At 39.7% G+C, this 11,700-nt stretch carries 16 protein-coding genes; 11 read left to right on the plus strand and 5 right to left on the minus strand.

What is annotated here, in order from left to right:
• The first annotated feature begins 57 nt into the window (after positions 1–57).
• The gene (locus HX743_RS09155; RefSeq protein WP_250316216.1) at positions 58–1,380 is read left to right on the plus strand and encodes a DcaP family trimeric outer membrane transporter; all 1,323 of its coding nucleotides are present in this window, start codon (positions 58–60) and stop codon (positions 1,378–1,380) included.
• A 76-nt stretch (positions 1,381–1,456) separates the two neighbouring features.
• On the opposite strand, the gene HX743_RS09160 is transcribed toward HX743_RS09155, so the two are convergent.
• Positions 1,457–2,881 (minus strand): PLP-dependent aminotransferase family protein, encoded by a 1,425-nt coding sequence (locus HX743_RS09160; protein ID WP_178319052.1) that lies wholly within the window; start codon positions 2,879–2,881, stop codon positions 1,457–1,459.
• A 207-nt stretch (positions 2,882–3,088) separates the two neighbouring features.
• Here HX743_RS09160 and HX743_RS09165 point away from each other — a divergent pair, with 207 nt between their 5' ends.
• The 5 genes from HX743_RS09165 to HX743_RS09185 all read left to right on the plus strand — a co-directional run bounded on the left by HX743_RS09165 (position 3,089) and on the right by HX743_RS09185 (position 5,967).
• A complete protein-coding gene (locus HX743_RS09165) occupies positions 3,089–3,238 on the plus strand; it encodes a hypothetical protein (protein WP_004973540.1) in 150 nt (49 codons plus the stop codon).
• A gap of 187 nt (positions 3,239–3,425) precedes the next feature.
• On the plus strand, positions 3,426–4,313 hold the full coding sequence (locus tag HX743_RS09170) for a DMT family transporter (RefSeq protein WP_178319053.1): 888 nt from the start codon (positions 3,426–3,428) through the stop codon (positions 4,311–4,313).
• Positions 4,314–4,454: 141 nt separating this feature from the next.
• Positions 4,455–4,832: a hypothetical protein gene (locus tag HX743_RS09175; protein ID WP_096902818.1), complete on the plus strand. Its 378-nt coding sequence runs from the start codon at positions 4,455–4,457 to the stop codon at positions 4,830–4,832.
• On the plus strand, positions 4,822–5,280 hold the full coding sequence (locus tag HX743_RS09180) for a hypothetical protein (protein WP_250316217.1): 459 nt from the start codon (positions 4,822–4,824) through the stop codon (positions 5,278–5,280). The genes HX743_RS09175 and HX743_RS09180 overlap by 11 nt, the downstream gene beginning before the upstream one ends.
• A gap of 198 nt (positions 5,281–5,478) precedes the next feature.
• Positions 5,479–5,967, plus strand: a complete 489-nt coding sequence (locus HX743_RS09185; RefSeq protein WP_004973550.1) for a helix-turn-helix domain-containing protein — start codon at positions 5,479–5,481, stop codon at positions 5,965–5,967.
• A 31-nt stretch (positions 5,968–5,998) separates the two neighbouring features.
• On the opposite strand, the gene HX743_RS09190 is transcribed toward HX743_RS09185, so the two are convergent.
• The 4 genes from HX743_RS09190 to tusD form a co-directional block, all read right to left on the minus strand.
• Positions 5,999–6,310, minus strand: a complete 312-nt coding sequence (locus tag HX743_RS09190; protein WP_026438386.1) for a TusE/DsrC/DsvC family sulfur relay protein — start codon at positions 6,308–6,310, stop codon at positions 5,999–6,001.
• 58 nt (positions 6,311–6,368) lie between these two features.
• Positions 6,369–6,653 (minus strand): DsrH/TusB family sulfur metabolism protein, encoded by a 285-nt coding sequence (locus tag HX743_RS09195; protein WP_178319054.1) that lies wholly within the window; start codon positions 6,651–6,653, stop codon positions 6,369–6,371.
• A 65-nt stretch (positions 6,654–6,718) separates the two neighbouring features.
• Positions 6,719–7,069, minus strand: a complete 351-nt coding sequence (locus tag HX743_RS09200) for a hypothetical protein (RefSeq protein ID WP_004973555.1) — start codon at positions 7,067–7,069, stop codon at positions 6,719–6,721.
• Between the two features lie 43 nt (positions 7,070–7,112).
• On the minus strand, positions 7,113–7,481 hold the full coding sequence (gene tusD / locus HX743_RS09205; RefSeq protein WP_104851975.1) for a sulfurtransferase complex subunit TusD: 369 nt from the start codon (positions 7,479–7,481) through the stop codon (positions 7,113–7,115).
• A 61-nt stretch (positions 7,482–7,542) separates the two neighbouring features.
• Between tusD and HX743_RS09210 the strand changes: the two genes are divergently transcribed.
• The 5 genes from HX743_RS09210 (at position 7,543) to HX743_RS09230 (ending at position 11,689) form a co-directional block, all read left to right on the plus strand.
• Positions 7,543–8,547 (plus strand): SDR family NAD(P)-dependent oxidoreductase, encoded by a 1,005-nt coding sequence (locus tag HX743_RS09210; protein ID WP_178319055.1) that lies wholly within the window; start codon positions 7,543–7,545, stop codon positions 8,545–8,547.
• Between the two features lie 173 nt (positions 8,548–8,720).
• On the plus strand, positions 8,721–10,115 hold the full coding sequence (gene fumC, locus HX743_RS09215; protein WP_104851973.1) for a class II fumarate hydratase: 1,395 nt from the start codon (positions 8,721–8,723) through the stop codon (positions 10,113–10,115).
• A gap of 132 nt (positions 10,116–10,247) precedes the next feature.
• Positions 10,248–10,436, plus strand: a complete 189-nt coding sequence (locus HX743_RS09220) for a type II toxin-antitoxin system HicA family toxin (RefSeq protein WP_004973562.1) — start codon at positions 10,248–10,250, stop codon at positions 10,434–10,436.
• Between the two features lie 2 nt (positions 10,437–10,438).
• Positions 10,439–10,822, plus strand: a complete 384-nt coding sequence (locus HX743_RS09225) for a type II toxin-antitoxin system HicB family antitoxin (RefSeq protein ID WP_004973564.1) — start codon at positions 10,439–10,441, stop codon at positions 10,820–10,822.
• Positions 10,823–11,197: 375 nt separating this feature from the next.
• Positions 11,198–11,689 (plus strand): hypothetical protein, encoded by a 492-nt coding sequence (locus tag HX743_RS09230; RefSeq protein ID WP_004973565.1) that lies wholly within the window; start codon positions 11,198–11,200, stop codon positions 11,687–11,689.
• Positions 11,690–11,700 lie beyond the last annotated feature (11 nt).

Consider the following 11,700-nt stretch of genomic DNA (forward strand, 5'->3'; position numbering starts at 1 on the left):
GTAAGCGATGGTGATCTGTTGCTAGAATTTGATGGCACAATAACAAGCGAGTTTAGGATGAACGCGAAAACATTAACCCAATCTTTAAATTTTCAATCTACAACGGTTCGACCAACAATGCAGCGCACGCTCATGATGAGCATGATTGCATTGAGTATGGGCGGTATGAGTGTTGCAGCTCAGGCGCAGACCCAACAGCAAACGGAAATTGAGCAACTTAGACAGGAAGTTCAAGCTTTACGTGGTCTGATAGAACAGCAAAAAGTACAAAATACGCAAACAGCAAATGCAATTGCCAATGTACAACGCAGTTCAGCAAGCCCGAGTCCAATTCTGAAAACAGCCAAAGGTGCTGAGTTCAACTTATATGGTAATGTGCGTTTAGATGCGTCTTATCAGGTTGAGGGTAGTAGCCGAGATTTGCCATATAACCACATTAATGCAGTGGCGTTAGAAGGTAATAATGAAAGTAGTGATCGTTTAAGATCAACACTTTCTGCTACACGTTTAGGTTTGGATTTCAAAAGCCCTGTGGGTGAACAAGACGTAAAAGGTAAAATTGAAGTCGATTTCTTGGGCGGTTCTAATTTTGATAACTTACGTATTCGTCATGCTTACTTAAATTATGGCAACTGGTTAATTGGTCAAACTTGGTCAAACTTTGCCATTCCAGACTATATGCCAGAAACCATTGATGCGTTGGCATTTGTAGGTGGTGCTGTAAAACGTACACCTCAGGTACGTCATACTACAAAATTTAGTCCACAAACTAATTTGGTGGTGGCTGCTGAAGACCCTAAAGATGCCACAATTAGCCAGCGTTTACCTGCATTAACTGCGCGTTTAAATCATCAATTTGCAGATAATTTAAATCTCAGCGTACGTGCGATGGGACATGAAAAACGTGTCAATTCTGATGAAGAAATAGCTTGGGGCGTCGGTGTCGGTGCAAAATATGATGTTGTACCGGGCACAACTTTAAAAGCCGATTATTACCATGTAAAAGGTGATAGCAGCTTTGTATCATTCACCAACAAAGGTGTTGTTGCTCAGGCAGATGGCAGTCTTCTTCAAAGTGAATTTGACTCAATCATGGTCGGTATTACACAAAAGTTTGGTGACAAAGTGCATGGCACTTTGGGTTATGGTTATATGAGTTTTGACAAAGACCCTAACTATATTGCAGCAACGAAAGACACAACCACGATTAACAAAGACTTATGGCAAGCTTGGGCAAACGTATTCTATAGCCCACGTAAACCGTTAAGCTTTGGTTTAGAATATGTTTATGGTGAGCGTGAAGCATTTGGTGAAGCAGCAAATGGCAGCAAAACAGGTGAAGATAACCGAATCAATGCAGTCGCAATTTATAACTTCTAAAATAGCCCTGTAAATCACAAAAGAGCTGAGCCAAAACTCAGCTCTTTTTTATTGTCGGGTGATCGGCTCTGTAATTTTAGGCATGAGTATATTGGGTGATGTGTTGCTGTATTACCGCAGACAAAACATCCAGTGCAGTCGCAATATCACTGTTCCAAGCAAAAGAACAGTTTAAACGAATAAAGTTCTGGCTGACCTGTTCAGAACGGAACAACTGACTTGGCGCAATGCCAATCTTATTTTGAATCAATTGCTGATAAATCGTATAGCCATCTATATATGCAGGCAGTTCAATCCATAAAAAGTAACCACTAGAATAGTAGTGAATTTTACAAGCTGGGTTTAAGCGCTGTTTCAATTGCTGATAAAACACTTTTTTATGTTTTTCCAATTGTTTGCGTAATTGACGCAAATGTTTTTCATAATGATGATGCGAAAGAAAATCCACCAAAGTATTTTGCAGTAAGGGACTTGCAGAAACCGTGCTCATGAGTTGCAAATGCTGAATAGCATTGGAAAATTGACCTGCATAAACCCAACCGACCCGCACAGCAGAACCCAAAGTTTTAGAAAAAGAAGCGCAATGCAGTACACGTTGTTGTCGGTCAAAATACTTCATGGGTAGCGGTTTTTGCGTTCCGTAATACAATTCTTGATAGACATCATCTTCAATTAAATACACTTGATATTCTTCAAGCAAACTCGCAATGCGTTGCTTAATTTCATCTCTGACACTAAAGCCAATAGGATTATGGATATTCAACATCAACCAGCTGACTTTAATCGGGTATTGTTTTAAGGCTTGTTCAAATGAGTCTAAATCGAAACCTGAAACGGGGTGTTCTGGAATGGTAATCACCTGTAAACCAAGACGTTCAGCCGCTTGCCATGCACCATAAAATATAGTTTCTTGTAATAGAATAAAATCTCCAGGTTTGGTCAAAGCTTGTAATGACAAATTGAGCGCATCTAATGCGCCAGATGTAATGACAATGTCATTTGCATGGGTGGGTATGCCTTGTAAACAGTAGCGATTTGCAATTATGGTTCTTAATTCATAATTGCCCGGTGGCATGTGGTCGTGGCTAAAATAACTGCTTTTTCGCTTGGCGTGCTGCGCTAAAATTTGCATTAACTTTGGGTTAAACAGTAATTCTGCATTGGGAAAGGCAGAGCCTAAAGGACTGACATCTGCAGACTGAATTGATTTTAAATAGCCAAAGACCAAAGAGTTCATTTGAATATGTGCATTTAAACTCAAACTGCTTGGTACAGGTCGTTCAGTTTGATTGAGACGTTCTGCGACATAAAACCCCGACTTTTGTTTAGCGTAAACCAATCCCTGAGCTTCAAGTTCTTGATAAGCGTTTAGCACGGTCATTAAGCTATAACCACTGATTTGTGATTGTTCTCTTAACGAAGGTAACTTGCTATGTGCTTTCCATGCACCATTTTCAATGAGTTGCCGAATGTTCAACGCCAATTGTTCAGATTTATACATGGTATGACTCAAGCATTTTTTGCAGCTGTTACTTATTTTGATCTATTTTTAGGTTTAAAACATTAAATAATTTCTGTTTTTATAACAGATTGGCATGTATCTAAAATCAACTGTTATAGTTTTTAATGAATATTTTGTATCTACAGCAATGCTTTAGAATTTTACATAATCTGTATATCCCCATAATCTGGCTAGATTGGAGTCGATATGCAAGAAGATAACTCACGCAAACCACAGAAATATGCCGATAGCAGTATTTCAGACAAAGCATTTAAGCACATGATTATTTGGTTTACCGTGTATGTAGCTTTATTTTGTATCGGCGTGGCTGTTGTGGTGAATTTAGATAAGTTCTAAACAGTTTTTGAATAACAGCACACCTATAATCGCTTCAAGATATGAAAAACATTCATTTGAATTTTAATGAATGTTTTTTTTGTTTATAAAAGAGATCGTAAGCGCATAACTCAAAAGCAATAAAGATCGCAAAAATAACGGAATAGGCGTAAATTATAACTTTATCAGTAAAGCATTTGTGGTTGCAATGATTTCGAGTTGGGTGCTCTTTACCTTAATGGCTGCATTTATGCAGGCATGGCGCAATGCCTTTCAAAAACAACTCAGCACAAGTGTAGATGTTTATGGCGTGACTTTGGCACGTTTTATTTTTGCCTTGCCTTTTGCATTGGCGTATTTAAGCATTTTACAATGGCAGCAGCCTGTACAAGCAAAACTGCATTTTAGTTCGATGTTTTGGCTGTATATCATTATTGCAGCAGTGTGTCAGATTTTAGCCACAGCTTTAATGGTAAAACTGTTTCAACAGAAAAATTATGCGGTGGGTGTCGGACTTGCCAAAAGTGAAGCAGTTTTAGCCGCAATTGTAGGCGTGATTTTCCTACAAGAACATTTAAGCGCATTGGCTTGGTTAGGTGTTGCGATAGGCGGTATTGCGGTATTTCTACTGAGTAAAGGCAATCAACGTAGTGATTTTTCATTCACAACTTTAGCCATTGGAATCGGTAGTGGACTCAGCTTTGCGGTGACTTCTTTATTGGTGCGTGAAGCCAGTCTAGAGCTGGATTTCTTACCGTTTATTCACCGCGCTGCATGGGTTTTGGTTTGGGTCATTGGTTTTCAATGCTGTATTTTATTGGTGTATTTGGGTATGTTTAAACGGCATACCTTATATGCCATGTGGCAGCGGGTGGGATTAACTTTTAAAGTGAGCGTCTGCAGTTTTTTAGCATCACTAGGTTGGTTTAGTGCCATGAGTATGCAAACTGTAGCGATTGTGAAAACACTCGGACAAATTGAAATATTATTCAGCTTACTAATTTCAGCCTATTTCTTTAAAGAAAAACTTGCTCGTACCGATCATTGGGGATTGGGATTGGTCGTGCTTGCGGCAATGTTGGTGATTTGGGCGTAGGGTTATATTTCAAAGCTATGTAATTTCAAATTCATGTTATATCCTTTGCATTTGATTTAAGAATCTCAGAAATATAAAAATAAAGATTCTCTATCCGTACAATCTCGTTAGAATACTCACAGCGTATCTTAGAGAATTGTCATGTCTAAACCACAGCAAAAGCAAAAAAACTCAGCCTTGGCAGAATTGATAGAAGAACAAAAACTGCTCTGTGAAGAATTTGGTTCAGCCTATATTGCAGTGAGTGGCGATGATGTTGTCGCAGTTGCAGTCCAGACCTTAAATAAAGACCCAATTGTGGGCTTGCGTAAAGCGCCAGAAGGTGAAGAAAAAGTCGCGTGGTACATTTATGGCGGTGAATTGGGTGAAGATGAAGTGAACTTTGAAACCATGCCTGTGCGCGAGTTGCAAGATATTTTGCCTGACGTGCTTCCATATCTGGCTTTAGAACAAGGCTACCGCTTTATGATTGATGCTGATGACTATGAAGATGTCTGGAAAGAAGGCGATGAGTCTTAAGCTTATGCGCATGTCGAACATGGCAAAAATATCGGTGAGCATTATGCTTGGACTGCAAAGTCTGAGCGTAATGGCACAAGGTATTCAAGCGCAGCAGTTGGCACTTGAAGCATCATCTACACCTATTACAATTCCACATACATCCAATGGGTTGACCCAAACACAATATCAAGATTTGTTAAATCAATACACGCAAATTGTGAATGACAGCAAAAAAATATTGGATGATCCTACGAGCCAAGCAACGGCAGAACAACAAAAACAGGCATTTTGTGCACGCTATCACGCCTATAAAAATATTGCTGAAATTTCCGAGTACAATCCAAACTTGTATCCTGCACCTGTGATGTTAATGGTGGCAAAGCGTTATTTAGAACAGCAGCACAACAGTTTCACGGCTTCAGGTATGACTGAACAAGTTTTTTGTGCAGGAGCTACATCTAAATAGTGTGATCTGCCTTATAAGTGAATAGCAAATTTAAAGATTGAAGATGCAGGCGTATAAAACCCCAAAAACTGGGGATTCCTTTTAAGCAGATTGTGAGGTCATACTTCATTTTTTATCAATTTTCATGCAAAACTAACTTTGCAAAGACTGTAGAATCTTTTAACTTGCAGGTAGTGAACTGAGGGATAGGCGACACAGATGAAATGGGATGAAATTGGCGAGCAGCCTTGTTCGATTGCACGAACCTTGTCGGTGATTGGTGACCGTTGGACGATGCTGATTATTCGTAATGCCTTTATGGGCATGCGTCGCTTTGATGATTTTCAACAACATTTGGGCGTAACGCGGCATGTATTGTCAGATCGTTTAAAGCGTTTGGTGGAACATGAAATTTTAGTCAAAGTGCCTTATGTAGAGCGCCAAGAACGTTTTGAATATAAATTGACAGAGAAGGGCTTGGAGCTTTATCCCTTAATGCTGTCTATGGCAAATTGGGCAGATAAATGGATGGATCAAGGTTTAGGTAAGCCTGTGGAATACATCCATAAAAATTGTGCTAAGACGTTTCAACCTGTCGTGGTATGTTCGGAATGTGGTGAAGAACTGCATGCCAAGCAAGTAAAACCACATTTTACCCCAGTGTATTATCAGTACATCCAAGCACAGCAGAATTTAAAACAAGCCTAAATCAGTGCTGTATTAATCAGCAACAGTTTGTCTATAAGCAGTTGGCTGGTTTAGGAATACCCGCTAAACGACTTAAATGCCGTGCCACCAAACCTGTATTAAATTTTTCCTGCAAAACAGCGTTGTTAATCTCTGGGCTTACAGTTTTCATTAAAAATTTGATTAAAGGACGGGTTGCAGGTGAGTGTCCAAATTGCTGATAAAATTGGCGTACAGCGTGCAAAACTTCAAAATGCCAAGCTGTGAGTTCAAGCTCTAAACTTTGCGCCAATTCTTGCGCCACTTGTTCATTCCAGACAGTGTAATCCAGCAAATGTCCATCTTGATCTAATTCTAGTGTCATCTCTTGTTTCATTCACCCTTAAAAATGCTTTGCATTGGTTTCATATCATTACGGCTTGCTATTTTAAGCTGATACAGCGCTGATGTGCTAAGCACAGCGTTGCAAAAGCTGCATAATTAATCGGCTGTACATTTTCCGCCAAATGACCATTCAATATTTCTGCATCATTTTCCAGTACATATATTTTGTCTAGCTGGGCACAGAGTGGATGTTGCTGATGCAATACCGCATCACCCATAAGTACAACGCTGTCTTGCGGAGCATACAAGGCATTTAGCTCTGCTAAAATTGTTGCGGTGCTATCAAAGCTCGCTTGGATTAAAAATAAATTTGCGTCAGACATGCTTTTCTCTTTAGATGTTTAGATATGGTCAAATGATCAATCAGATTGTTAAACCACCGATCAACCTACCAATATAAAACTCGATCAAAGGTTTGAATCAGCTCCCGATTCAGTTCCACCCATTCAATTTCATGTACCGTATTTTTGATAAACGGCGAGTTAGCATGTTTATTTTCAATCAAAATTGGGCTGAGGTCATAAAACTCAAAGCTATCGACCAAATTGGATGCCACTTTAAAAGCATGTTTTAGTGAATCAAATGCCAGTTCCGACTGTAATAGGCTTAATGCCGCATCTTGTAATAACACTTTGACTTCACAACCAAAAGTTGCCAGTACCATTGTTGCAGACAAGCTTTCATGCACTTGTAAGCTGTTTAAATTGGCCTGACGTAAAACCACGAGTACAGTTTTCACACAATTTACCTTTTAAATGCAACAGATTTACAAAATGAATCGCTTAAAATTGAATCAGGCGTTTTGTGCTTTGCACTGCATCGGCCAGTTCGCCCAAGCCAACCAATTCAAAGCCTGCGGCTAAATTGTGTTGGCTCAGTTGATGGCGTTTGGCATTGTCTGCATCGCTAATACCACGTGCCAGTGCGGCACTTACACATACGGGTAAACGAATAGACAATTTTTGCCATTCTGTTTTGAGGTTGCGTTGATCATCGGGTACCCATTGCAACTCATTCGCTACAGCAACGCCATCTTGATAAAAAAACACACGAAAAGCCTCATTTTTCTGTTGTAAGGCTTGAGCAAGACCGAGTGCATGCCATGCATGAATAGAGGTTGGTGCGGAGGTTATTAGTAATAAGGTGCTCATCAAAATTCACTAATGCAATGTGCCAAGGCGCATTCAGACTTTATAAAAAAAGGTAGTATAAATGATTTTAGTGACTGGTGGTTTAGGCTTTATAGGCTCACACATTGCATTAAGCCTAATGGCTCAAGGGCAAGAGGTCATTATTGTAGATAATTTATCCAATGCAAGTATGCAGACCTTAGAGCGACTTGAATATATTGCAGGGCGTTATGTGCCTTTTGCCAAATTAGATGTAAGAAACACGCCTGCGCTGAACAAAGTCTTTGAACAATATTCGATTACTGCGGTGGTGCATTGTGCAGGGTTTAAATCTTTAGAAGAATCGGTGCTTAAACCACTGGAATATTATAACGATAACGTCAGTTGTATTATGAGTTTATTGCGTTCTATGCAACGTACAGGCGTGCGTCGTTTGGTGCATCTTTCAAGTATCGCGGTCTATGGTAAGTCGGGATTGAGTCTGGAAGAAAGCCAGAGCTTTAATTACACCTATGCCAATCCGTATGTGAAATCTCAGCAGATGGTTGAAGAAATCATCCGCGATACTTTTAGAACCGATAATGAATGGAATATTGCTATTTTGCGCTTGAGTAATATAGCAGGTGCATTTGAACACGGCATTTTAGGTGAAGTCGTTGCTCCGTTACCTAAAAATATTATTCCTTTGGCGATGCAAGTCGCAGTACAGCAGCGTGAAGCGATTGAATTACGTCAGCAAGCTAATACTGCAGATCAAACTGTAGAACGTAGCTTTGTGCACGTACTCGATGCCTGTGATGCTGTGATTGCAAGCCTGCATTGGTTATTTGAGCAAACGCATAGCTGTGAAGCTTTTAATATTGCGGGAGAAGTGGTTTCAATTCAACAATTACTTGCACGTATTAGTGAAGTCACTGACACTGAAATTGCTACAGTTCCTGCAATTCATTATGAATATCCTGAGTTAGATCAGTTAGGTGCAGTCGTAGATAAGGCACAACAATATTTACACTGGCAGCCAAAACGTAGTCTGGAAAAAATGCTAGAGGATGAATGGCGTTTTTATCAAAATACGCTTAAGCATTAAAAGTAAGCGCTATAAAATTCGTTGAGATGCGATTCACGAAGCCTCATAGCTGAAACAGATACAATGCAACGGAATTATTGATAATAATTATCATTTACTAGGCTGTCTGTTTTTTATAAGATCGAGATAAGAGCACATGACATCATTGAAATCACGAAGGAATGAGGCTGAACATGCAAACACGTATTGAACATGACACCATGGGTGAGGTTGAAGTTCCGAATGACGCGCTTTGGGGCGCACAAACTCAGCGCAGCTTACAAAATTTTAAAATCGGCAATGAGCGTTTACCACGCGCCATGATTCGCGCTATGGGTTTGGTTAAAAAAGCTGCGGCAATAACCAATGCAAACTTAGGGCAAATCCCTCAAGAGTTGGCGCAGTACATTGTCGGTGCAGCAGATGAAGTCATTGCAGGGCAGTGGGACAGTCAATTTCCTTTGGTGGTGTGGCAAACAGGTTCGGGTACGCAAAGTAACATGAACTGTAATGAAGTGATTGCCAATATCGCCAATCAAAAACTGGGGAATCCTTTAGGTGCACAAAAGCCTGTACATCCGAATGATCATGTCAACCGCGCCCAATCGACCAATGATTCTTTTCCAACTGCAATTCATGTGGCAGCGAGTTTGCAAATTAATGAACTGCTCATTCCTGCAGTAAAGAGTTTGCGCGATACGTTGCATGCGAAAAGTGAAGAATTTTCTGAAATTGTCAAAATTGGACGTACACATTTACAAGATGCGACACCATTAACTTTAGGGCAGGAATTTAGTGGCTATGTATCGCAGCTAGATCATGGTTTAAAGCGTTTGGAACAGGCTTTAACAGGCTTGTATGAGTTGCCGCTTGGTGGTACAGCAGTCGGTACAGGCTTAAATGCACATCCTGATTATGCGGTACAGGCAGCGGAGCAATTGGCACAGCTTACAGGCTTAGCTTTTGTGACTGCACCAAATAAGTTTGAGGCTTTGGCAGGGCGTGATGCTGCAGTATTTGCTTCGGGTGCATTAAAAACTTTGGCGGTGAGTTTAAATAAAATTGCCAATGATATTCGCTGGTTAGCCAGTGGCCCGCGTTGTGGTTTTGGTGAGTTGCGTATTCCAGAAAATGAACCTGGTTCAAGTATTATGCCGGGTAAGGTTAATCCAACACAAAGCGAAGCGATGACCATGGTAGTTGCACAGGTATTGGGCAATGACACCACGATTAACGTGGCAGGTGCATCGGGCAATTTTGAGCTGAATGTATTTATGCCAGTGATCGCATATAACTTATTGCAATCTATTCAACTCTTGGGTGATGCCTGCAATAGCTTTAATGAGCATTGTGCCGTTGGCATTCAAGCAAACCGTGAAAAAATAGATCACTTTTTGCATGATTCACTCATGTTAGTGACCGCTTTGAATCCTGTAATTGGTTATGAGAATGCAGCGAAGGTGGCTAAAACAGCTTATAAGGAAAATAAAACCTTAAAGCAAGTTGCAGTAGAGCTGAATTTGGTCACAGCAGAGCAGTTTGATGAAGTGGTACGTCCTGAACAAATGATTGCACCGAATACCAAGTAATCAGTTTTAAACAAATTCAAGGTCTGTGTTTGTCTGCTCAAGATGACAGATAAACACAGACTTTGTTTATAAAAATCAGTGAAACTTTGAAGTATTCTTTCTTATTAAAATTATGTTGTGTATAATTACACAATGAACAGCAAAGACATTATTAAGCGTCTTGAGCAGGAAGGCTGGTACAAAGTGGGTGGTAAAGGCGACCATGAAAAGTATAAGCATCCTGAAAAGCCTGGACATGTTGTGGTACCACATCCACGTAAAGATATGCCAATAGGAACTCTACGCAATATATATAAACAGGCTGGTTGGGAGTGGAGGTAAAAATGTTATATCCAGTATATGTTCACAAAGATGAAGATAGCGCATACGGTTTAACCTTTCCTGACTTTGATGGATGCTTTAGCGCAGCAGATGAGATGCAAGATATTCAGCGCATGGCACAGGAAGCGGTTGAAGTTCACTTTGATGGTGAAGATATTCCGTTACCAGAACCATCAAGCCCAGAGCAATGGTTAGGTGATGAGCGATTTGAGGGGGGGTTTTGGTTGTTAGTTGATATTGATACAACAAAAGTAAATACAAAGTCTATTCGTATTAATATCAGCATGCCAGAAGCTTTAGTGAAACGTATTGATGCTGTTGCAAAAAAACAACATTTAAGCCGTTCGGCATTCTTAGCTAAAAGCGCGGAAATGGCGTTGCATTAATCAAGTAAAATATACTAAACCCAGCCTAAATGCTGGGTTTTCTATTGCACCTAATTTGAATGTAGATGGGTAATTCATCCTAATACGATTTTAAATTTATGTGTTGGTGTAAAGACATAATTTGCATAACGGCAGAATAGGCTGCTACAAGGTGCTATCTAAATGTAATAGTTCAAAACCCGTCATTTAGTCGCATTAACCACTTTTAGATGCTTTCTTTTATGTCCGTTCCTTATTCAACTTACATTGATTAAGCTGCCATAATTGCTAGAATACGCAATACTTCAAAATACTGTTTTGCTAAAGTTTTGCATTTATTTTGCAAAATTTAATTTTTTTATAAGCAACTCAATATCTTAACTACGGAAATTTTCAATGCTCTCAATTTATTTAACAGATGTTCAGCAACACGTGCAATTTAAAGATTACCCGGGTGAGCAGCCTGTTAAATTTATCTTGAATTTTAAAAAGATTTTTCCAAGTGTAATGGAGCTTTTACTACCTGTATTGCCTGAAAATGAAAATCTGGAAGAAATGACGTGGGAATCAACCACTGCAGATTTAGAGTTATTTAAATTGCTGCTCAGTGGGTGGGGCGTGATTGAATTACGTTTAAATGCGCTCAGTCAGTTCAAGGGCAAGACATTTGCAGATCAGTTAGTGAAACAAGCCCAACAAAAACGTAAAGATTTCGCCAAAGCACAACAACAATTACAAACTGTGGAGCTAGATTACTTATTTATGCATGAAACACATGCCTTAATTGATGCTGAATTGGTAGAAGTAGGTGAAAAGTTCTATTTGCCAATTTTGCGTGATTTATGGAAAGGCAAAGTATCTACAAAAGTATTGGAAGCGAAGTTTTAAGAACAAACCCA

Origin of the sequence: Acinetobacter sp. Swhac1 (assembly GCF_013390985.1) — a bacterium.
Classification (GTDB): Bacteria; Pseudomonadota; Gammaproteobacteria; order Pseudomonadales; family Moraxellaceae; genus Acinetobacter; species Acinetobacter towneri.

Coding starts and splice junctions, on each gene's coding strand:
- HX743_RS09155 (WP_250316216.1), top strand. CDS start 58: ATGAACGCGAAAACATTAACCCAATCTTTAAATTTTCAATCTACAACG.
- HX743_RS09160 (WP_178319052.1), bottom strand. CDS start 2,881: ATGTATAAATCTGAACAATTGGCGTTGAACATTCGGCAACTCATTGAA.
- HX743_RS09165 (WP_004973540.1), top strand. CDS start 3,089: ATGCAAGAAGATAACTCACGCAAACCACAGAAATATGCCGATAGCAGT.
- HX743_RS09170 (WP_178319053.1), top strand. CDS start 3,426: ATGATTTCGAGTTGGGTGCTCTTTACCTTAATGGCTGCATTTATGCAG.
- HX743_RS09175 (WP_096902818.1), top strand. CDS start 4,455: ATGTCTAAACCACAGCAAAAGCAAAAAAACTCAGCCTTGGCAGAATTG.
- HX743_RS09180 (WP_250316217.1), top strand. CDS start 4,822: ATGAGTCTTAAGCTTATGCGCATGTCGAACATGGCAAAAATATCGGTG.
- HX743_RS09185 (WP_004973550.1), top strand. CDS start 5,479: ATGAAATGGGATGAAATTGGCGAGCAGCCTTGTTCGATTGCACGAACC.
- HX743_RS09190 (WP_026438386.1), bottom strand. CDS start 6,310: ATGACACTAGAATTAGATCAAGATGGACATTTGCTGGATTACACTGTC.
- HX743_RS09195 (WP_178319054.1), bottom strand. CDS start 6,653: ATGTCTGACGCAAATTTATTTTTAATCCAAGCGAGCTTTGATAGCACC.
- tusD (WP_104851975.1), bottom strand. CDS start 7,481: ATGAGCACCTTATTACTAATAACCTCCGCACCAACCTCTATTCATGCA.
- HX743_RS09210 (WP_178319055.1), top strand. CDS start 7,543: ATGATTTTAGTGACTGGTGGTTTAGGCTTTATAGGCTCACACATTGCA.
- fumC (WP_104851973.1), top strand. CDS start 8,721: ATGCAAACACGTATTGAACATGACACCATGGGTGAGGTTGAAGTTCCG.
- HX743_RS09220 (WP_004973562.1), top strand. CDS start 10,248: ATGAACAGCAAAGACATTATTAAGCGTCTTGAGCAGGAAGGCTGGTAC.
- HX743_RS09225 (WP_004973564.1), top strand. CDS start 10,439: ATGTTATATCCAGTATATGTTCACAAAGATGAAGATAGCGCATACGGT.
- HX743_RS09230 (WP_004973565.1), top strand. CDS start 11,198: ATGCTCTCAATTTATTTAACAGATGTTCAGCAACACGTGCAATTTAAA.